A 22,354-nucleotide genomic window follows, 5' to 3' on the forward strand; every position below is an offset into this window, starting at 1 on the left:
ACCTTTTAACGGAAGCGTAATATGTTACCGGTTTTTTTCATCAGAAGACCCATCTTCGCCATGGTCATCTCCCTGATCATTGTACTGACAGGTGCTGTAGCAATTTTCACCCTTCCGATACAGGAATATCCAGACGTTTCTCCACCGACAGTTGCTGTATCAGCGACGTATGTGGGCGCAAACGCCTATACGGTTGAAGAGGCTGTCACCCGTCCCCTGGAAGACAAAATAAATGGCGTCAAAGGAATGATTTACATGCAGTCTTCCAGCACCAGTACGGGCCAGGCAACCATCAACGTCTTTTTTGAACCTGGTTATGACCTTGATATTGCAGCTGTTGATGTGCAAAACAAGGTCTCCATGGCCACCCCTCAACTACCGGCCGAAGTTCGTCAGCAGGGGGTTATTGTCGATAAACGTTCACCTTCCATTGTCTGCCTGGTTGGCCTGACCGGGGATGAACGTTACGACGATAAATTCCTGAGTAATTTTGTCACATTAAATATCCTGGATGAATTGCGTCGTATCCCAGGTGTTGGTAAAGCGGAAAATCTGGGTGAAAAAAAATATTCCATGCGCATCTGGATTAATCCAGACCGGGTTAAAGCACTGAATCTTTCACCAACAGATGTCATTAATGCTGTAAAGTCCCAGAACAGACAGGCAGCCCTGGGACGAATCGGTGCTGCGCCGACCGACCAGGACCAGAAACTCCAGTTCGTTCTTACAACCCGCGGCCAACTGGAAAATGTCGAAGAATTTGAGCAGATCGTTATAAAATATAAGGCTGATGGTACCCTGGTTTACCTGAAGGATGTCGCTGAGATTGAACTGGGGTCAGAAAGTTATGACTGGAATGCCATACTCAACCAAAAAGGTGCTGCTGCCATTGGTGTTTACCAGCTTCCCGGCTCAAATTCTCTAGAGATACGAAAATCCGTTAAACAAAAAATGGCAGAGCTGGAAGCACGATTCCCAGACGGTGTCAGCTGGACAATTCCATATGACACAACCCTTTTTGTAGAGATTGCCATTAAAAATGTTGTGGAATCCCTCTTTATTGCCGTTGTTTTGGTTATCCTGGTTATTCTGCTGTTTCTCGGCGCAGTAAGACCCACAATTATTGCCACTGTTGCGGTCCCGGTATCACTGATAGGCACCTTTGCCATTATGAAGGTTTTTGGTTTCTCCATCAACTTTCTAACTCTTTTCGGCCTTATTCTGGCCATAGGAATTGTTGTGGATGATGTCATTCTCGTGGTGGAAAATGTTGAACGTCTGCTCCACGAACATCCCGACCTCACAGTTCCCCAGGTTGTCAAGGAAGCCATGCTGCAATTGACAGCGCCCATCATTGCCACAACCCTGGTCCTGGTTGCAGTCTTTGTTCCGGTTTCATTAATGCCGGGTCTTACGGGATCAATTTACCGCCAATTTGCACTCACCATATGCTTTTCTGTACTCATATCCTCTCTTAACGCTTTAACACTCTCCCCTGCCCTATCCGCCATCCTGATTAAACGCCAGAAAAAAGGTCAGGTGAAATTTATTGTCTTTCGATTATTTGACCTGCTCTTTGAACGTATAACCACTGGCTATATGTTGTTGGTAAACCTGCTGATAAAACTCCGTTATATCGTTATCTTTGTGTTCATAGCCCTGATTGGTGCAACATACCTTATGTTCATAAACAGCCCGTCGGGATTTGTTCCGGAAGAAGACAAAGGCGCGTTTCTGGTAATAGTAAACCTGAAGCCAGGCACATCACTGCAAAAAACCACTGAGGTGCGTAAAGAGGTTGAAACGCTCCTTAATAGCATTCCCGGCATCAAGGATAGCGTCCTCATCGACGGATACAACCTGCTCACATCCACCCTGGACTCGGCGGCAGCAGCCGGATTTATTTCCCTTATTCCCTGGGAAGAGAGGACAGACCCCGGAATGTCTGTGCAGGAAATCATCATGGCCATCAACAAGAAAGGTCGTCAGATAACCGATGCCAGCGTTGTCGCCTTTAATATACCGGGTATTCCCGGGTTGGGAACCGTAGGCGGATTCGACTTTCGTTATCAGGATTACATGGCCGGAGACATCAACACCTTTCTTGCGAATACCGGTGCCATTATCGCGGCAGCTAACAAGGATCCGAGAATAGGTATGGCATACACAACGTATGCTGCCAACTATCCCATGCTCCAGGTAGAGATAGATAGAAAAAAAGTCGCCGCTCTCGGCGTGAATATGGATGAATTATTTGGGACCCTGCAAGCCTATCTTGGATCAATTTACATTAATGATTTCAACAAGTTTGGTAAAGTCTTCAGGGTATACATACAGGCTGACAGCCCTTACAGAAACGATCGCCGCGATATAAGTCGTATTTTCGTACGCAACACCAATAACCAAATGGTCCCTCTCAGCACACTGCTCAAAGTCAAATACCAAACAGGCCCGCAAAGCCTGCAGCATCACAATATGTACCGCGCCATAACCATTAACGGTTCTGCAGCTCCGGGATACAGCTCCGGACAGGCCATGGATGCCATGGCCGAAATTGCCAATACACAGGTAACCAGTAAAAATTTTGGTTTTGACTGGTCAGGCATGTCCTATCAGGAAAAGCTTGCCGGCAATATGACTGTTTTTGTATTTTCTTTTGCCCTCATTGCCGTCTACCTGTTTCTCTGCGCCCAGTATGAAAGCTGGGTTCTGCCAGTGATGATCATGCTGCCGGTTCCCCTCGTTATGCTGGGAGCACTTGCAGCCCAACGACTTGCAGGACTGGACCTTAACCTTTTTGCCCAGGTCGGCCTGGTGCTGCTCATAGGTATGTCTGCCAAAAATTCCATTCTGATCATCGAATTTTGTAAAGAACAGAGGGAAGAAGGCATCTCCATCATCGAAGCTGCCCAAAACGCAGCACGCCTGCGTTTCAGACCCATAATGATGACTATTCTTTCCTTTCTCCTTGGAGTGTTACCCCTTGCTTTTGCCAGCGGTGCAGGCGCGATGACCATGCGCTCAATCGGTGTGGTTATCATGGGAGGAATGATTGCAGCTACCTTTGTTTCCACCTTGCTGGTGCCGGTGATATACGTACTGCTGGAAACAGTGCGGGAAATTTTTGTTGATGTTGAGGAAGAAGTGAAAAACAGAGAGTTGCTATAAATCCCTGGATCTTTTCCTCAGTAATGGCCAGCATATAAGTGTCACCAGGAGCAACCCAATCAACAAATAACAGGGAGCCCACTGCAGGGATGCTTTAAAAGCCTCGTTTTCTAAGACCTGTCCGTCCAAATCCGGAAAGGCCTGACGCTGGCGCTCCCGTGAATAAACCATTAAACCGGCATACAGAATACCGATCAAGCCATATGCTGCATTGAAAGCAAGACCTTTAAAACTCAAAACCGTTGCCCTTTGAGATGAGGAAGTAATTTCATTGAGGTAATGACTGGTAAAAAATGAAGTCATCATCATACCCCAGAACACCATCAGCATAGGGAGTACCCCCACATAAGGGATAAACCACGTCAAGGCCAAAAGAGCGACCAGCATGGTGCCCGCCAGAACAGCAACGTTATATGCAGGACTGAAACGCTCCGTCATGCGTCTGGCTATTCTCGGAACAATCAGGCCAACCACAGCTACAATGGATCCCAGAATGCCGAAAATGGCTTCAGGAAGATGGATAAGACGGTAATACTGGCTGGTCATGGTTACCAGCATGCGCAAGATATGGTCCAGAGTTGTGGCATACAGAATTACAGCCAGGGCAAAGGGCGTACGTAAAATCCATCCACCGGCGGATAATGTCATCCTGGTCATGGCAGCAATACCATAACCCTTCGTTTCTTTCGAAGAATTTTCATCAACCAGCAGTGGGTCTCTCATCAACAACGTGACCAAACAGGCTACCATGGAAAACCCGAAAGTAAGGTACAAAGGATAACGCATGGTCACCTGCTGACTCAATAGCGGTTCCATACCCAACCATTCTCGAAGGGAATTCATGACCCCCGGATCATATACAGCTGCTCCCAAGGTCATGGCAATCATGAAACCAATATTCTGTGCCCACATCTGTACTTCAAGCACCCTGGGCCACTGTTTTTCCAGCCCGTGTTCAACCAGAGTGTCATAAGCAAGAGCTTCATCAGTTCCACTCGCCATGGCTTCAGCCAGACCGCTGAGAATTCGATTCAGCAGGAAAACAACAAAAATAACCCGCATATTTCCAAGTGGCACAAAGGCAAGTAAAGTCATCTCGATGACCATGAGCATGCTGGTAGCCACAAGGAGTCTTTTCCGACCAAAGACATCAGCCAAAGCACCGGAAGGAACTTCCGTCAAGACAATGGTAAAGGCCCAAACAGTATTAAGCAGGGAAAACTGTTCTAGGCTCAATCCATAATCTAAAAACAGAATGGTGAATACCGGGTAATAAAACCGGGCATTAAACAACACCCGAAACAATATAAACAGTCTGATATTCGTAAGTCTGAAAGGGGACATTTTGTTAGGTACCATTCTCCACCTTTTCCACAAAGAGGTTATAGGACAAGGGCTACGAGAGCATTCAACAATATAGTAGATCAAAAAATGAACCATACTCCCATACAGGACACTCTGGCATAAAAATCGAAAACAGTGAAGAAAATCATTAGATTGGACTTAAAACGAATCTTTTTCTATAATATCGCTATTACCTGGTGTCTGCCCAGAAATGAGGTTTTTTGCCCAAGTTTAGGGTCACGGAAAATAATAAATATCCAAAAATCGCGTAGGATATCGGTTTGGTAACGTTGTCTCGTCAATGGTTGAATACTGGCCGTATTGAGCCATTGACGAGATGACGTTAGCGAGTTGAGAGACAAGCAAGATTGGATAATGCATTTTTTTCCGTGGCCCTTAGGTAAGTATAGAATCTGAGGCCTAAGAAACATCGCACCACAAATATAGAGCCGCTATCGGAATATACTCTTACCTGCGAACAATCACGTTTGCACAATTCTGGAATACCATAAATCACCTACAATTATAATATAGATGAAAGGAAAGGATTACCTACCCCGTGATCAGTTACCAAAACAGTACTTCCAGCAGCGGCATGCAGATCATTTGCTATACTGCTTTTCTCAGGATCGCGACAAAAGAATAGCTCTCCATACATTGCACAGGAGAACGAGTTGAGAGACTTGCAAAAATTACTATTTTTTCGCGCGGCCCCTACATAACAATTCCTGTTAAGGGGGCCAAAGCCCTGCCGAGAGGGAAAGGAAATGTCGCTTACGCTAAAAAACCATTCTCTTTTTTTGATCTGTTTGAGTAAGGTGGCAGTATAAGTATAGCATGACAGCAAACAGGATGGGCAGTGAGGAAGCGTGACCTTTGATCATCCACTACATAAAAGGATGCTATACTCAGTGCAACAAAAGTGTTCAGGCCAGGCAATACATTCATTTCGTCTTCCAAACAGGCAGCCTGAGACTCAGGATATAAGCTGTCGTAAAAACACATGAAAATATTTCAAAGCCTCTCCGTTCAACGCATATTCACCCTCTGCACAGAAGTCGCGCTTCTCCTCGCCCTTCTTGTGCCAGCCTGTGCGCACTTTTTTTTGCCCAAGTGGCCCGAGTCAGCGAAACAGGAGCAACAGGCTCTCAATCAAAGCGCTGATGAATTACAACGGTTACTTGAAACCTCCACAACACTCGCAGCTAAAAATGCTTTACAGGCATCTGACGATCATATTGTTCAGGCCATCAAAGTTCTCTATACACAGCAGCAGCGTGATGCTCTGACCAGAGATGAGGCCCAGTGGCTGGCTGCAGAGATTCTATCTTCACAGGAACTTGGTATTCAGGGCAGTGTCTTTGCCATTACTTCAAAAGGCACCATGAAAGTTCATCCAAAAAAGGAACTGATTGGTAAAAATTTTGCCAAAGATGAAAATATCAAAGGGATTCTCAAGCAGCGAGATGGCTTTATCGAACATAGCTGGCAAACATCTGAAAAATCTGGACAGGGCACTGTGCAACTCGCTTATCTCAGCTATTTCAAGCCATGGGATTGGATCATTGTCACCTCAATTCCAGTGCAAAACAGATACACTCTTCTTAATCCCGGGCTCATTGAACTTCACCTTAATACTCTTTCTCAAAATGCTACCAGGCAATGGTTCATTCTTTACCCCGAGGGTCGACTCTGGCTGTCGAGTTCTAACGAATCAGGGACAGCAAACGGGCATGGTGAAGAAGTTTCCACCCTGATCGAATTTCTGCAAAAAAAGAAAAATGGATATCATACTTACAACTGGTTACCACAAAACAAAAAGAAACACATTACCAAGGCGCTGGCCTTCCGTGAAAATGAATGCTGCGGCACTATTACAGGTGTAATTGGAGTGCTTCCGCACACAAAGCCGTGGCTTGCCCTGCTCAATCATTCATGGATTCATTTCACCCTCGGCACCATTATTTTTGTTGCCGGCCTGTTTCTATTTTTTCGCCAGAACCTCGTCGCTCCCCTGTATAACTTTCTTGATCGCACAGAAACAGCTGTTGATAAAATGTCTCCCCTTTCGATTAATAAAACGCACATTCTTGAATATAAGAAAGTGGCGACCCATCTCAACACATTAATCGCCCAGTGCATCCAGTTAAAAAACGAACTGCAGGAAGAACAACGTGTAAGTGAAACCATCCATGAACAGTTGCGTATGGAACTCCTTAACCGTAAGGAAACTCACGACAAGTTGTTGACAGAAATCTCTACCAGAAAAAGTGCTGAAAATTACCTTCTTTTATTTAAAAACATTTTCGACTATGCCAATGAAGGCATTATCATCACGGATAAAGAACAGAGAATCCTTGCTGTAAATAAAGCATTTACCAACATAACAGGCTATAAGGCCTATGAGGTCATCAGCAATAAACCCAACCTGCTTAAATCCGGGCAGCAATCAGAAGATTTTTATAGGGAGATGTGGGATCGCCTGAATGAAAGAGGCAACTGGTCTGGTGAAATCTGTAATAGAAGAAAAGATGGTGTTACCTACACGGAATGGCTGTCCATAAGTGCCATAAAAGACACGGCTGATAATGTCACGCATTACTTCGCCTTTTTCCACGACATTACAGAGCTGAAAAATAAGGAACAGCAGATCTCTTTTATGGCCTACCGCGATGCTCTGACAAAACTCCCCAACAGGGCGGCCCTTGAAACAAGACTCACCCAGGCCATCTCCCGTGCCAAAAGGGATAAAACCATAGTGGCAGTCTTTTTTATCGATCTCGATAATTTTAAAAATATCAACGACAGCCTGGGTCACGACAAAGGCGACCAGGTGCTTATACAAGTTGCCCAACGCATGTTGGAAACCATTCGTTACGAGGATACCTTATCCCGTTTGGGAGGCGATGAATTTATTCTCCTCAGTGAATATACCGAAAACGAAAGCGGTATCTTTACACTGGCAAGTCGTCTGCTCAATTGCCTGAAAAAACCATTCACCCTTGGACCGAGTAAAATATACATCAACGCCAGTATAGGCATCTCGACCTATCCGGAAGATGGCAGTACAACCCATGAGCTTATTAAAAATGCCGATATGGCCATGTATCGGGCAAAAAATGAGGGTAAGAACAAGTTTGTCATGTTCACCAGGGAGATGCATGAAAAATTCCTTGCTCATATCCGCATAGAAAATGCCATCCGTACAGGTCTGGCAAAACGTGAATTTGTCATCTACTATCAGCCTAAACTCAATGCCAAAAGTGAACAGCTAACTTCGTTTGAAGCTCTGATTCGGTGGAAAAAAGGCGATCAGATCATATCCCCGGGAATGTTCATCCCTGTGGCTGAAGAATCAGGGCTCATTGATATCATGAGCTTGTATTCCCTGGAAGAAGTTTGTCGCTTTTTACGTGAATTGCAAGAACAGGAGATAGAACTGTTTCCAGTAAGTGTCAACATGGCCCCACGAACATTTAACAACCCTGAAGTGGTTGAAACCATTGATCGTATCCTGGAAGATAATCGTGTTGATCCCAGATATATAGAATTTGAAATTACAGAAACCACAGCCATGAGTGATGTTGAACATACCATAGCCACCATGCACAGATTCAGACAACGGGGTATCCATCTCTCCATTGACGACTTCGGCACAGGGTATTCTTCCCTGAGTTACCTGAGTGAAATGCCGGTATCGACCTTGAAAATCGACCAAAAATTTATCCGCTCCAAAGATACAAACAAAAAATCCATCGTTGCTGCCATTGCTGCAATGAGTCACCAGATGCAACTAAAAATTGTAGCCGAAGGAGTCGAAACCAGGGATCAATTATTGTGGCTCAGGGATCTGGGCTGCGATGAGGTGCAGGGCTTCTACTTTGCCCAACCCCTGTCTGAGATACAGACTATGCAGTATCTCACTACCCGCCCGGAGCCGGATGGGGACTATGTGCAAATTGAATAAACGCGTTGATCCGGCTATAACGCCACCCCATGGAATACTACCATCTTAGCCTTAACCAGACAAAATACCTATGGAGTCAGAGCAAAATCACCAGCAGGCTGCCATTATCTGCCCACACTGCAGCCTCCCTTTATATCTGGTTATCCCAAGACCACATCACCGTCTTCAATGCCCTCGGTGTGCACAGACACTGTATAAGTACAGGCGTAATTCACTGGAAAAAACACTGGCCTTCAGCCTTACAGGATTACTTCTCTTTATTCCCGCAGTTTCCCTGCCATTGCTCACCCTGGGAGTCTTCGGACTCTCATCGACCAGTTCCCTTGCAGAGACTGTAGCAAGCCTCTTTGCACAACAGGATTACCTGATTGGAACGGTGGTTCTCTGTACAGCAATCATTGCTCCTTTCACTATTTTGATAATGCTGTTTCTCGTGTCCCTTGGAATCATCAGAAACTGGCCCGCCACGCCTCTGACCACCCTGTTTCGCTGGTACCACCACGTCAATGAATGGGCGATGACCGATGTTTTTCTCATCGGTATTTTTATAACCATCATCAAGATGGCCCACAGTTCAGACATTGAATTCAACACAGGTTTTTTTTGCTTTATCGGGCTGGTCCTTATGACTCTTGCTGCACAGTCAACGACAGCACCCTACCTGTTTTGGCAGCTGTTGGAAAAAAACAGCGGGAGTACAAATACCCAATGGCCTCTTAAGGAGCACGAGACCACCCCTCCCATTCTCTGTCATTGCTGTCACAAAATTATTCCTGCAACCGCGGCAACTCATTCCCATTGCCCCCGCTGCAGGGCCTCACTGCACCCAAGAAAACAGAATAGCGTGGCGCGCACATGGGCGCTTCTGATAACAGCTATCATCCTCACGATCCCAGCCAATCTCTTGCCCATAATGCAGGTGGAATTCTTTGGCATGCCGGACCGTTCCACCATACTGGATGGTATAATCTACTTTTTCCATGAAGGTTCTTACGGCATCGGGTTCATTATTTTTACAGCTTCCATCCTTGTTCCACTGTTTAAGATTGCAGGACTGATCATAGTGCTTCTCTCCATACAATTACGCTGGAAATCATGGCTGCGGCACAAAACAACCATGATGCGTTTCATCCAGTTTATCGGTCGCTGGTCCATGCTGGATATTTTCGTTATTTCGCTTCTCTGCGCCCTCGTTCAGTTTGGTTTTCTCTCAACCATTGAAATCGCCCCGGCAGCTGTATATTTTACAGGCGTTGTCATCTGCACTATGATGGCCGCAACCACCTTTGATATTCGACTCATCTGGGATACCACAGGTTCCCCATCGTAGACAGGTACATCCATGGAGCAACCAATTCAGAAACCTCGATATTTTTTCTCACCCGTATGGATTCTGCCCCTGCTTGCATTGTGTATAGGAGGCTGGCTGCTATATACCAGTATCCGTGATGCTGGCATTGATATCACCGTTCATTTTCAGGATGCAAAGGGAATAACACCTGGAAAAACAGAAGTTATCTTCAAAGGAATTCCCATCGGCAGAGTAAAGGACATTACCATTGACAAGGAAATGAGCGGAGTAGACATCCTCATTGAAATGCAGAAAAACACCCACCCTTTTCTGGTTGAGGACACTGCATTCTGGCTTGTGAAACCCGAGGTCTCAGCAGGCCGCATCAGTGGATTGGACACCCTTTTCGGCGGTTCATATATAGGGGCTCAGAAAGGCAAATCAAAGACGCCATCCAAAAGATTTGAGGGTTTGCAGGAGAGACCTCCACTTGACCCAGCAATTCCCGGCCTCAGATTTTCCCTGATTGCAGACAATCTGTATTCCCTGCAAAGAGGTTCCAATATTTATTCAAAAAACCTGCAAATTGGGCACATAGAAGATTACGCTCTTCGAGATGACGGCAAGATCGTCTTCAATGCATACGTAAGGCCTCGATTCAGCCATTTGATAAAAAACGAAACAAGATTCTGGAATTCCAGCGGTCTTTCACTGAGTGGCAACCTTCAGCAGGGTCTGTCAGTCAACATCGAATCACTGGCCTCCCTGGTTTACGGTGGTATTACCTGTGCAACAGACCCCAATATGGAAAAAACCACCGAGGCAACATCCGGGGCAGTTTTTACCTTGTTCAAAGACTTTGAAGATGCAGAATACGGAATTCATATGCGCCTGCAACTCTCTTCTGGTGAGGGAATCATGGCAGGCAAAACCAAAGTCATGTATCGGGGATTAAAGGTTGGAGTGGTTAAAGAAGTCGTACTCAACAATGACGACATGCACACAGTGACCGCTCACATTCTACTGGATCCTCGAGGGGAAAAAATCTTACGTCAAAACACCAAATTTTGGGTAATAAAGCCTGAGATTGGACTCACCGGAATAAACAATATAGAAACATTGTTAGGGGGAATGTACATAACATTCGCCTTAGGTGATGGCGAGTACAGAGACAGCTTTATCGCAGAATCCGGCCCCATGCCGCAACCTACGAACAGAGAGGGCAAACGATTTCAACTCCTGACCCGTGACAGCGGGTCCCTGACCATTGGGGCACCGGTACTCTACAAACGTCTTCAGGTTGGTGAGATTACAAACATAACATTGAACCCCAATGGAACAAATGTATCCATCAAAATACTGATCTATAATGAATACGCCCATCTGGTGAGAGACAATTCTGTTTTCTGGAATGTATCAGGTATCAATGTGGGAGGCAGCATTTCCAATATCAAGATAAATTTAGCTTCTCTACAGGCAATGCTGGCAGGGGGGGTCTCTTTTCTCAATCCGGGGCAAAACCTTACATCTCACGATCAGGCAGCAGAACAGACTATTTTCAAGCTGCACGCTGATCTGGGCGAAGCGCTTACCAGCAACGAAGTACTCCGTAGCCAGGGACTGCTCATCAAGGTAACCAGTGAAAGTATGCCTTCTCTTGCCATTGGTTCACCGCTCATCTATAACAACGTCACCATAGGCAAAGTAGTCAGCTTCAAACTAGACAAAAATAATACAAGGGTCGCCATAGAGATACTGGTCAACTCGCCATACACAGACCTTATTTCCACCAGTTCGCGAGTCTATAACGTGTCGGGCATCACAGTTGAAGGCGGTCTGAGGGGGATAAAAGTACAGCTCGCTTCCTTTGATACCATTGTCAGCGGTGGACTTTCTCTGTTGAATCCCGAAAAAGGAAAACCTGTTAAACACGGACATACTTTTGAGCTTTTCACCAATCGAGCTGCAGCGCTGCATGCAGGAGACATTCGTGTAACACTCCATTTTCCACATGGCAAAGGGATACAAAAAGGCACTAAGCTCTTATATAAAGGCGTCAGTATTGGTGAAGTAGATACCATCAATCTTAATGAAAACAATACAGACATAGTTGCCACTGCGTACGTTCTGCCGGAAAGAAGTGATCTGTTGCGAAGCCAAAGCAGGCTATGGCTGGTGAAACCTCAGCTTTCTCTCACTGGTGCTATGCATCTTGATACACTGCTCACTGGTCCCTATATTGATGTTATCCAGGGAAAAGGTACACTCTGTACGGAATACACTGTTCAGGAGAAGACGGCCCTGGCACTGGTCGGACAAAACGGCCTGACACTCATCCTGGAAACACCTTACCTTGGATCCATAGCCGTTGGAAACCCCATCTATTATCGCCAGATTCAGATAGGCCAGGTAACAGGTTATACACTTTCACCTACAAATCAGCAGGTATGGGTCAGTATTCGCATTGATTCTGAATATAGCCATCTGGTTTACTCAGGATCAAAGTTCTGGAATTCCAGCGGCTTACGGGTAAAAGGAGGGGTATTCACAGGGCTTTCCGTGAGTACAGAATCCATGGAGGCTCTACTCAAAGGAGGCATATCCCTTGCTACGCCTGAGTATGAAAAAATGGGAATGCCTGCAAAAAACGGTGATCATTTCACCCTTGCTGATAAGGCAGAAGAGCAATGGCTCGCCTGGCAGCCGATCCTTCCCCCACCCGCAGAGGAGTCCACTCAAAAGAAAACCCTTGGTCACGAAGATACCATAAATGAATGAAGCATCAGGGGGCATGGCCACCACCATCCCTTTTTTAATAACTGATCACGCGGTTTACAACACTGATATTTCAATGAGTTCTGAGTTGTAACGGGTCATAGCTGCTTCAAATTTGTGCAAGCGCGGTGTTTCGAAGGTAAGCGACCAGGGGGGAAACTTCGTGGAATACCTGTGATCAGTTACACACGCCAATACTCTCATCGTGTTAACCATATCTAAGACTTGAGCCACTACGCCAGAAAATGCTGAACATGCCTTTTCTTTTGCTTTTTGCTCACATTCATTACATCTATCAGCTTTGAAAATCATTATTTACAAATGATTTCGTAATATTACAATAACAACTTTCATAGAAGAAGCCTACAATCAGATTAGGCTTCTCCCAGGTATCCTGAAAGAAGCCAGGCAAAACGCTGCTGAAAAAGTTATGATAGACTAGGTTCATATTTTTTTTGGGCCTCTTTGACAGACGAAAAGTACTCACGGGTTTCCGAGACTACCACCGGCGTCAGTAACAAAAGGCCGATAAGATTTGGTACAGCCATTATACCGTTCAAAGTGTCTGAGATGTTCCAGACCAGGCTGAGTTTTGACAATGCGCCGATCCCAACAAATAGAATAAAGAGAATCCGATAAGCCTTAATAGCCTTCACTCCATAGAGGTACTCCACTGACTTTTCACCATAATAACTCCAGCCAAGGATGGTGGAGTAAGCAAAGAGAATCAGGCCGATGGTTACAACCTGCTCACCTCCTGGAAAACCTGCGGCAAACCCCATGGTGGTAAGCTCAGCCCCGGTGGCACCGCTTGACCATACACCGGTGAGAATCAAGACCAAACCGGTCATTGTGCAGACAATCAGGGTATCGATGAAAGTCTGGGTCATTGATACCAGCGCCTGGGCTACAGGAAACTTGGTCTGCGCTGCCGCTGCTGCAATAGGTGCGCTTCCGAGGCCGGATTCGTTGGAAAAAATGCCGCGTGCAACTCCCATCCTGATGGCGAGCATCACGGTTGCCCCGGTAAATCCACCGACTGCAGCAGTGGGATTGAACGCTTGCTCAACAATGAGGACCAGGGCTGCCGGTACTTCGGCAATCTTGGCAAGAATGATGTAGGACGCACCGCCCATATAGAAAACGATCATGATCGGTACGAGATAGCCTGTCACCTGCCCGATCTTTTTAATGCCGCCCAAAATAACTGCAGCGGTACAGATCATCAAGACGATTCCCGTGACAACTGGGGAAATATTATAGGTTGCATGTACTGCGTCGGCAACAGAATTGGATTGCACCATATTGCCGATGCCAAAAGAGGCTATGGCGGCGCAAACGGCAAACATTGTTCCCAGCCGCGGCATGTTGAGCCCTCTGGAGATATAATACATGGGGCCACCGCTCATCTCGCCATTTTCGTCAACAACGCGATACTTTACAGCCAGAACAGCCTCTGCATATTTCGTTGCCATCCCCACAAGACCGGTAATCCACATCCAGAACATCGCTCCCGGCCCCCCTACGGCAATAGCCGTGGCTACTCCGGCAATATTCCCTGTTCCCACCGTTGCCGACAAGGCTGTCATAAGAGCCTGAAAATGGGTAATATCGCCAGGCTCGTTACCTTCTTCCTTGCGTTTAATCAACGCAAGATACAAGGCATAATGTAGCTTCCTGAATTGTAGCCCACGCAGTGAGATGGTAAGCCAGACTCCCGTTCCCACAAGCAGAATGAGCATAGGCACTCCCCATACCAAGGTACATATCTTTCCTACTATTCCATCCAGTAACGTAAAAAAATCCATCTTTCCCCCTTGATTTTTTTTCTTGATGCGTAGTACTGCTTTGTACTGTGTAGCTTGTTGTTCTTGCTGTTCGCCAATCCCCTTCTCTTTGAGTCGTCAATCTGTGTCTGTCCCCAAAATGATCTTTTCCTGGCCTACACCTGCCTGCCAAATTGAGCCATCAGGCTCAAAACTTCATCCTCTGATATGCAGAGAGTTCTAGACATCAATCTGGACTTTTTTCATTTCCTGCTGCAATAAGGCTGCCCTTGTTACCTCTATAGAACTGCAGCAGGAAATTATTAACCCGAATTTAAGGCCATGGTGAGCATATTGCCGGGTTCGACACAAACCGTAGCGCGGTTAGATTGTTCTACCGTATCACGGTAAACTACTCACTGTAATGGCAAGGGGTTGTATTACAGCACGTTGTCCACGACCACATACTCAAGGTCAAAAGCCTCAGCAACCCCTTTGTAAGTTACCTTGCCATTAACCATATTCAGACCTGTTTTGATGGCATTGTTTTCAATGGCAGCCTGCTTCCATCCTTTATTCGCAATTTCAACAGCATAAGGGAGGGTGGCATTGGTAAGAGCTATGGTGGAGGTTACAGGAACGGCTCCCGGCATATTGGCAACGCAGTAGTGAATGACATCTTCCACTTCATAGACAGGATCACCGTGCGTGGTGGGGATTGAGGTTTCAAAGCATCCGCCCTGATCAATGGCAACATCAACAATCACAGAACCTTTTTTCATGGATTTGAGCATATCGCGGGTTACTAGCTTTGGAGCCTTGGCACCGGCAACCAGTATAGCTCCGATAACAACATCGGCATCCATAACCAGCTCGCGAAGAAGAGCAGGACTGCTCATCATGGGAAAACAATTCTTGGGCATAATTTCGGAAAGGTAGCGTAGCCTGTCCAGGTTCATATCAAGCAGATGCACTTTTGCACCAAGCCCACAGGCCATATGGGCTGCATTGGTGCCGACAACACCGCCACCGATAACGACAACATTTGCCGGGGCAACCCCAGTAACGCCGCCCATAAGGAGGCCGCGTCCACCATAGTAGCGTTCAAGATATTTTGCTCCTTCCTGGATGGACATGCGGCCAGCAACCTCGCTCATGGGAGTCAACAAAGGCAGATCGCCTGAGGGTCCTTCCACTGTTTCATAGGCAATGGCAACAGATTTGTTTTTGATAAAGGCCCGAGTCAAGGGCTCATCAGGAGCGAAGTGAAAATAGGTGAACACGATCTGACCTTCGCGAACCAGGTCATATTCAGACGGTTGCGGCTCTTTCACGTGCATTATCATTTCGCAATCAGCGTAAATTTCAGCCGGAGTATCGATTATTTTTGCACCAGCGGCAATATAGGCTTCATCGGAAAACCCGCTACCCAAACCGGCTGCTTTTTCAACCACAACATCATGCCCGTTGGCGCGCATGACCTCAACACCGGCAGGCGTCATGGAAACTCTGTTTTCTTCAGCTTTGATCTCTTTTAGTATTCCAACTTTCATTTTAAAATCTCCAGGTTGGTTAAAAAACACCCCTTAAAGTATTTCAGGGCTATTGTATCGAGCATCTGAGCTCCTTGCGTGGTTCACACATAGCAAGGGGTGTTCCATAAGAGACGGAGTTAATCTCTTTCGGATATCTCCAGATAAAATCTAATAAAATCAAGTTATTATAAAAAAAGAGATTATAAAAGGCAACTATGCAGAAGAATCCAAAATGAAGAGTTGCGGTGCGTTTTGTTTCCACTTCAAAAGAGAAAGGCCTCTATCCTGTTGAATATGCAGCAATTTATTTATGGTGCATTTTCGTTCCAAAAACGGTGCTGATTGTTTCCACCTGCGTGAATGAAACACGACAAGTGGTTACTTATCTGTACCGATGGTGCTCCAAAGAGAAGTAGTGGTGTCGTGACACAGCATATATTTGTCAATTTTCCTAATGAGAGCAGTATGGGATATCTTAAGATGTTGGGCTGCTTGGCGGATAGTGGGGGTGGAGTTCAGTGCTTCTAAAAGCTTGTTTTTTTCATAGTTCCCGACCATTGTTTTTAACGAAACCTTTTCTGCGGCATCCGTAAATGGCACCTCGGAAAATTTGTTTTCTTCAACATGGATAGCCTGGGCCGGAATCTCGTACGAATCACTGATAATGGAAGCTCGCTCTATCACATTCTGCAGTTCCCGGACATTACCGGGCCAGCTGTAACGGGTGAGCTTTTCAAGTGCTGCCGGGCTAATGGTCTGCTCGGTTTTTTCCAGCTTGCGGTTGAACCGATTGAGAAAGGTGGTTGCCATAATCGCAATATCGGGAATTCGTTTCCGCAAGGGGGGGATGTGGATGTTCAGCACGTTAATACGATAAAAAAGGTCTTCACGGAAGTTGCTAGTCGCAACCATGTCACCAAGATTTTTATTGGTTGCGGTAATGACCCTTGCATTGACAGGAATTTCCTCAACACCACCGATCCTCCTGACAAAACCGTCCTGCAGTACCCGCAGAATCTTTGCCTGGGGTCCAGGTGGCATATCACCGATTTCGTCCAAGAAAATCGTCCCATTTTGTGCCGCTTCAAAAAGTCCCGGTTTTCCCCTCTTTTTTGCCCCGGTAAAAGCGCCGTCAACATAGCCGAACAGTTCACTTTCTATCAATTGCTCAGGAAGAGCTGCGCAGTTAACGGGAATAAAGGGGCCGCTTTTCCCACTCTCGTAATGAATACCGCGTGCAAACAGCTCCTTGCCTGTGCCGCTCTCCCCAGTGATAGAGACAATGGTATCCAGAGCGGCTATCCTTCTGGCAAAGGTTATCAGGTTTCTTACAGTCTTGCTCTCACCGATAAAATCGTCAAGCTTCACCTCAATGGGAGTCAGCACTGCGTCAACCATGGCTTTGACCTCTTTAAGGTCCTTCATGAGCAGGACAGCTCCGACAAACTGTCCCTGCGAATCATAAATAGGCTTTGCCGAACCGTAAAAATCAACCCTGCCTGTACCGGTAACCACGGATTTTCTTCTGCTGATGGGGATTTTTTTCTGCATACACTCCATCAGCAGGTTGTTCTTCGGTGTTATTTCGCCAACATAGGTATTGACAAGGTCTTCATATGGAGTGTTGAGGATATGACAAGCTACCTTGTTCGCTGTATTGATGATGCCCTTGGAGTTGACCGAGATAATCCCTTCACTTATGCCATCAAAAAGAGTGCGAAACCAGTGATCCCTCTTTTCCTGGGGCAGTTTTGTTACGATATCGTGGCTTTCAATACCCGGTAAGGTTCGAAACAGGGCAAGCATTTCACCAGGATACTCGGCTTTATCACCGCTTATTTCCAGTGAAATTTTAGCATAGCCTTCTTCCTGCTCCACCTCCATGCTGATGATGTTTATCCCATGTTCAAGCATGAGTCGCGTGATATCAAAAACAATCCCGATACGATCCCTGAACAGCAACCTAAATTTTTTCCCCTCAGCAAACATAAACCTTATCCTAATGAATGCTATTAATTGGTGTAATCAACAGTAAGTGGCTCAGAAATAGTATTGGTTCATGTATTACGTTGCACAATTTCAATAGACCTATTGCTGCCCATACAGCCTTGTCCTCAACCAGTTATTTTTTTTACAGATTATGCGCCTAGGGTCGCGGAAAATAATAAATATCCAAAATTGCGTAGGATATCGGTTTGGTAACGTCGTCGCGTCAATAGTTTCATACTGGCCGTATTGAGTCTTTGACGAGACGACGCTACCGAATTGAGAGACAAGCAAGATTGGATAATGTATTTTTTCCGTGGCCCTTACCTCAACTTGAGCAAGAATCCTCATGAACGGACAGACTCATAGACCACAGAAGGAACTTTCTAAAAGCCTCCAAGAAGGGAAGAAATCAAAAAGTTCTGTAAACAACCGTTATACAGACCACCATTCCATGGTTAGGATGGATTTTCTAATCCAGCATGTTGTTTTACCGTTTTCGGATTTTACAGAGCAAATGTTTGGAGAGGCCTTGGTATCGGACAAAAATTCTCATGTATGGACACACAACGATATGAGTATTACTCATTCAGGGTGAATTGACGCCCAAATCAAATACTTGCTTGTTTCAAAGCATGTCATCCCCTCAATATGTAATACTCAGTATTTTTTTACTTCCAGGAGTGATCATTGGTAAACAGATAATTGCTGACCAGCGTCAACAAGATGGCAAAGCCAATAGCTGTAATGCCTAAAACCACATTATAATAGACAGGTGCTACCAGGGCGATTCGAATCATCAATGTGGACAGCGCATATCCTGAATTTCGAAAAACGAATTTGGAAGACGGGTTAAAAATCTGGGAGACCAGGACGATTAAAATATCCGTAAGAATCAGCAGTGTATAAAAATCATGAAAAAATTCACCATGTTTGGCACCATTGATTGTATCTGCCACAGTCATCAGCCCCATACTGAAAAAAGCGATCAGCAAAAAAAGTGCTATGGCTTTTTTAGCAGCCACAAACCCATACAAATCCCTGGACCTGATTCCATCTTCTGCCCGTTTTTGCAATTTATAATAAAGACCAAGTAACCCGAATACCACTATGGCACCAAACCCATTGGCAATGATGTGGAACACCTTATCCACATTATCAGCCATTGTAATGGGTTCGGGAAAATAACTCAGCTCCTTGAATGCATTCCGAACAAGAATCAGAGATAAAATCTCAAACTGCTTCCCCAGGGACTTTGAAAAAGAACAGGGCAACACAAAAATCAGGCTGATAACCTCTAAAACCAGAATGATGGAAAAGGCCATCTCAACTGCAGAAAAATGGTTCATGGGAACCAAGGTCTTGAGCCCTGCAGGCAGCCAGTGTTGACGGTTGAATTCTATCAGGACCAAACTGCAAATAAAAAATACGACCAAAGCGGCAGAGAGTTTTCTGTGCAGCCGTTCATGCTCATAAAAATTGTGTAACGGATCAAAAATATAGGTGATCCTCTCATAAAAGCTATTCATCTGTATATTCATAAAACAACGAAAAAAAAAATCAGGGTTTAAAGAAACGTAGACGGTTGGCATTGCTCACCACGGTCACCGATGACAATGCCATGGCTGCACTGGCGAACATGGGCTGGAGCAACCAACCAGTCAGAGGATAGAACAGGCCGGCGGCCAGTGGAATACCGATAACATTGTAAATAAATGCGCCAAACAGATTCTGGCGAATATTGCGCATGGTTGCAGATGACAGGCGTATGGCTGTGGAAACATGGATAAGGGAATTACCGGTCAGAGTAATATCTGCATGTTCGATGGCCACATCCGTACCGCTGCCAATGGCGAACCCGGTATCGGCCTGGACCAGGGCGGGTGCATCATTGACGCCATCACCGACCATGCCGACTTTTGCACCATCTGCCTGGAGATCACGAATCACCTGCAGCTTGTCTTCAGGCATAACCTCACTGTGCACGACCGCAATATCAAGTTGTGAGGCAACGGCCTCTGCGGTCTTACGGGTATCTCCTGTGCACATGACCACTGTGATACCTTGTTCCTGGAGCTGCCGTACAGCTTGAGCAGAGTCTTGGCGAACAGGATCCTTGAGAACCAGAAAACCGAGACACGTTGTGTGGTCTGCGAGCCACACCGGAGTCCCCCCCTGTTCCGCCTCCTGCGTTGCCAGTTCAAGAAGGTATGCAGGAGTTGCAACCCCTTTTTCGTGGAGCAACCGCTGATTTCCTAAAAGATACGCCGTTTCTCTCCATACAGCCTCTACGCCCATACCGGTATGCGATTGAAAGGCCTCCACTTCCAGTAATTCCGCATCTTTTTCGGCAAAGGCATCAACAACAGCACCTGCCAGAGGATGTTCAGAATGCTGCTCAAGGCTTGCTGCCAATTGCAGAATTTTTTGTTCATCCTGCCCTGAATCAGCCACAATTCGGGTAACAGTTGGCTTACCCAGGGTCAATGTTCCAGTTTTATCCACCACCAGGTAATCAAGGGTAGCCGCAGTTTGCAGGCCATCGGAATTTTTAATCAGTACATTACACTCAGCAGCTCGGCTCATACCCACCATAATTGCAATGGGTGTTGCCAGTCCAAGGGAACAGGGACAGGCAATTACCAACACAGCAATGGCAGTCGTCAGAGCAAAAGCGACATTTCCCTGATCCGCGAAAAAAAACCAGATACCAAAGGTTGCCACAGCAATGACAATGACCGCAGGAACGAAAACAGCTGCGACCTTATCCACCAGCCTGCCAATGGCAGGTTTTGATGTTTGTGCATTTTTCACCATTGCGATGATAGCAGACAATGTTGTTTGTTTACTTGTGCGGCTCACCTCAAAGGCAAAAGAACCTTTTTTATTAATCGTTCCTCCTGTGACCTCATCGCCAGGCTCTTTTGGCACGGCAACAGGTTCTCCGGTAAGCATGGATTCATCAACAGTTGACCTGCCTTTGGTGATAACACCATCAATGGGTATTTTTTCGCCCGGCTTAACCAGTATGACATCCTTTGGCCTGAGCAGAGAAACCGGGACAGCAACCTGCCCGCCATTACGCTGAACCATTCCGACCTTGGCCTGCATTCCCACCAAAGAGCCTACAGCTTCACTGGTTTTCTGTTTAGCCCGAACTTCAAGCGCATGGCCAAATTGCAGAAAAGCAAGGATCATTACCGAGGCATCAAAATACAGATGGGGCTCTCCACTCAACAGATTCGGATGCAAAGTAACAAGCAAGGAGGACAGCCAGGCCGCCGCGGTTCCCATGGCCACCAGGGTATCCATGTTGGCAGAGAGGTGACGGGCCTGTTTCCAGGCAGTGATATAGTATCTTCGACCACTATACAACATGGTCACCAGGCAGAGAACTGCAACGCCCATCCAAAACAGACGATTCTCCCCTAAAGTGGGAAAGAATCCACCCATGTTACCTACCATCAGCCCCATGCCGACAACACCGGCAACCAGGGCGCGCTGCCAGGCCTGCCGAATTTGCTGTTTGGTTTCCCGTTTCTTTTTTACATGGGGTGATTCGTATACTTCTGCGATAATACCGGTCAAACCAAGATCGTTAATTCGCAATAAAACATCTGCAGGGTGTTCGCAGGTGGTTATCCGTACCCGCCCCTGCTCTTGTATTACTTCGGCAAGTTCGTCACGGGCAGAGATGATTTCTTTGATCTGGGTGAAATCCTCATCAGTAAGTGCTGAGTCAAGTACGAAGAAAAAGGTATCCTGATTCACCTCCCTGACCACCGTGGCAGGATACCCTTTCACGCTGACAGCCTCTGCCACGGACTCTGGATTACCTCCCTGGACGACGGCTTTTCCCTCCACCAGGTTGACATCTGCCTTCTTCACACCAGCAACATCCAGAATAGCCTTCTCTACTTTACGCACACAGGAGGCGCAGGTCATATCCTGCACCTCAATCTCATACAGATCATTCTGCGGAATCTCGCCCTGCGATTCCAGACGGGCTTCGTATCCTTTCTTCCTGATTGCTGCAACGACCTCCAGCGGGTCACCGCCTTCAATCAGGGCATTTTTATCAACCAGGTTCACTTCTGCACGGACAACACCGGCTACGGCCTGAGCTGCCTGTTCAACATTTGCCACACAACCAGCACAATGCATGTCTTCCACATCAATCAAATAGGGAAGCACAGGAAGTTGCCCACCACCGCCCTGCCCTGGAGCTGACGAATCGCACTCGTATTCGGGCTGATAGCCAGCCTCACGCAGGGCTGCAACAACCACCTCCGGATCACCTCCATGCACATGCACTTCTTTGGCTTCAAGATCGACCTGCACCTCGGAGACGCCAGGGACGCTACCTGCTGCTTCCTTGACTGCAAGAACACAATGCTCACAACTCATATCCGTGACACGGATAAGGTATTCCTTTTCATTAGACATATGTATTTTTTTATAAATAATTTTCGTTCACTACCCGCATAATCAATAATCATTCCCAATGACGACGCAAGATTCT

At 46.3% G+C, this 22,354-nt stretch carries 10 protein-coding genes; 4 read left to right on the plus strand and 6 right to left on the minus strand.

The window, feature by feature from the left end; genetic code table 11:
* Positions 1–21: 21 nt before the first annotated feature.
* Complete coding sequence (locus G493_RS0110150) at positions 22–3,168, plus strand: efflux RND transporter permease subunit (RefSeq protein WP_028580289.1); 3,147 nt, start codon at positions 22–24, stop codon at positions 3,166–3,168.
* On the opposite strand, the gene G493_RS0110155 is transcribed toward G493_RS0110150, so the two are convergent.
* Entirely contained in the window at positions 3,163–4,527 is a 1,365-nt protein-coding gene (locus G493_RS0110155) for an MFS transporter (protein WP_028580290.1), read from the minus strand. The genes G493_RS0110150 and G493_RS0110155 overlap by 6 nt on opposite strands.
* Before the next feature lie 988 nt (positions 4,528–5,515).
* On the opposite strand from G493_RS0110155, the gene G493_RS32070 reads away from it, so the two are divergent.
* The 3 genes from G493_RS32070 to G493_RS0110175 all read left to right on the plus strand — a co-directional run bounded on the left by G493_RS32070 (position 5,516) and on the right by G493_RS0110175 (position 12,548).
* Positions 5,516–8,479, plus strand: coding sequence for an EAL domain-containing protein (locus G493_RS32070; RefSeq protein WP_051309201.1), 2,964 nt, complete (start codon positions 5,516–5,518; stop codon positions 8,477–8,479).
* 70 nt (positions 8,480–8,549) lie between these two features.
* Positions 8,550–9,809, plus strand: a complete 1,260-nt coding sequence (locus G493_RS0110170; RefSeq protein WP_028580292.1) for a paraquat-inducible protein A — start codon at positions 8,550–8,552, stop codon at positions 9,807–9,809.
* Positions 9,810–9,821: 12 nt separating this feature from the next.
* Positions 9,822–12,548 (plus strand): MlaD family protein, encoded by a 2,727-nt coding sequence (locus G493_RS0110175; RefSeq protein ID WP_028580293.1) that lies wholly within the window; start codon positions 9,822–9,824, stop codon positions 12,546–12,548.
* Positions 12,549–12,973: 425 nt separating this feature from the next.
* On the opposite strand, the gene G493_RS28760 is transcribed toward G493_RS0110175, so the two are convergent.
* From G493_RS28760 to G493_RS0110210, 5 genes are all read right to left on the minus strand, one after another.
* Entirely contained in the window at positions 12,974–14,353 is a 1,380-nt protein-coding gene (locus tag G493_RS28760) for an alanine/glycine:cation symporter family protein (protein ID WP_035274176.1), read from the minus strand.
* 398 nt (positions 14,354–14,751) lie between these two features.
* Positions 14,752–15,864 (minus strand): alanine dehydrogenase, encoded by a 1,113-nt coding sequence (gene ald / locus G493_RS0110185; protein ID WP_028580294.1) that lies wholly within the window; start codon positions 15,862–15,864, stop codon positions 14,752–14,754.
* Positions 15,865–16,224: 360 nt separating this feature from the next.
* Positions 16,225–17,835 carry a sigma 54-interacting transcriptional regulator gene (locus tag G493_RS28765; protein WP_051309202.1) on the minus strand — a complete coding sequence of 537 codons (1,611 nt, stop codon included), beginning with the start codon at positions 17,833–17,835 and terminating at the stop codon, positions 16,225–16,227.
* Between the two features lie 668 nt (positions 17,836–18,503).
* Positions 18,504–19,361, minus strand: a complete 858-nt coding sequence (locus G493_RS0110205) for a hypothetical protein (protein WP_028580297.1) — start codon at positions 19,359–19,361, stop codon at positions 18,504–18,506.
* 31 nt (positions 19,362–19,392) lie between these two features.
* Positions 19,393–22,278 (minus strand): heavy metal translocating P-type ATPase, encoded by a 2,886-nt coding sequence (locus tag G493_RS0110210; protein ID WP_035274177.1) that lies wholly within the window; start codon positions 22,276–22,278, stop codon positions 19,393–19,395.
* Between the last annotated feature and the right edge of the window lie 76 nt (positions 22,279–22,354).

Origin of the sequence: Desulfogranum japonicum DSM 18378 (genome assembly GCF_000429945.1) — a bacterium.
In the GTDB taxonomy this organism is placed as follows: Bacteria; Desulfobacterota; Desulfobulbia; order Desulfobulbales; family Desulfobulbaceae; genus Desulfogranum; species Desulfogranum japonicum.

Bases quoted from the DNA above. Each gene is read 5' to 3' on its own strand.
- G493_RS0110150 (WP_028580289.1), top strand. From the start codon at position 22: ATGTTACCGGTTTTTTTCATCAGAAGACCCATCTTCGCCATGGTCATC.
- G493_RS0110155 (WP_028580290.1), bottom strand. From the start codon at position 4,527: ATGGTACCTAACAAAATGTCCCCTTTCAGACTTACGAATATCAGACTG.
- G493_RS32070 (WP_051309201.1), top strand. From the start codon at position 5,516: ATGAAAATATTTCAAAGCCTCTCCGTTCAACGCATATTCACCCTCTGC.
- G493_RS0110170 (WP_028580292.1), top strand. From the start codon at position 8,550: ATGGAGTCAGAGCAAAATCACCAGCAGGCTGCCATTATCTGCCCACAC.
- G493_RS0110175 (WP_028580293.1), top strand. From the start codon at position 9,822: ATGGAGCAACCAATTCAGAAACCTCGATATTTTTTCTCACCCGTATGG.
- G493_RS28760 (WP_035274176.1), bottom strand. From the start codon at position 14,353: ATGGATTTTTTTACGTTACTGGATGGAATAGTAGGAAAGATATGTACC.
- ald (WP_028580294.1), bottom strand. From the start codon at position 15,864: ATGAAAGTTGGAATACTAAAAGAGATCAAAGCTGAAGAAAACAGAGTT.
- G493_RS28765 (WP_051309202.1), bottom strand. From the start codon at position 17,835: ATGTTTGCTGAGGGGAAAAAATTTAGGTTGCTGTTCAGGGATCGTATC.
- G493_RS0110205 (WP_028580297.1), bottom strand. From the start codon at position 19,361: ATGAATAGCTTTTATGAGAGGATCACCTATATTTTTGATCCGTTACAC.
- G493_RS0110210 (WP_035274177.1), bottom strand. From the start codon at position 22,278: ATGTCTAATGAAAAGGAATACCTTATCCGTGTCACGGATATGAGTTGT.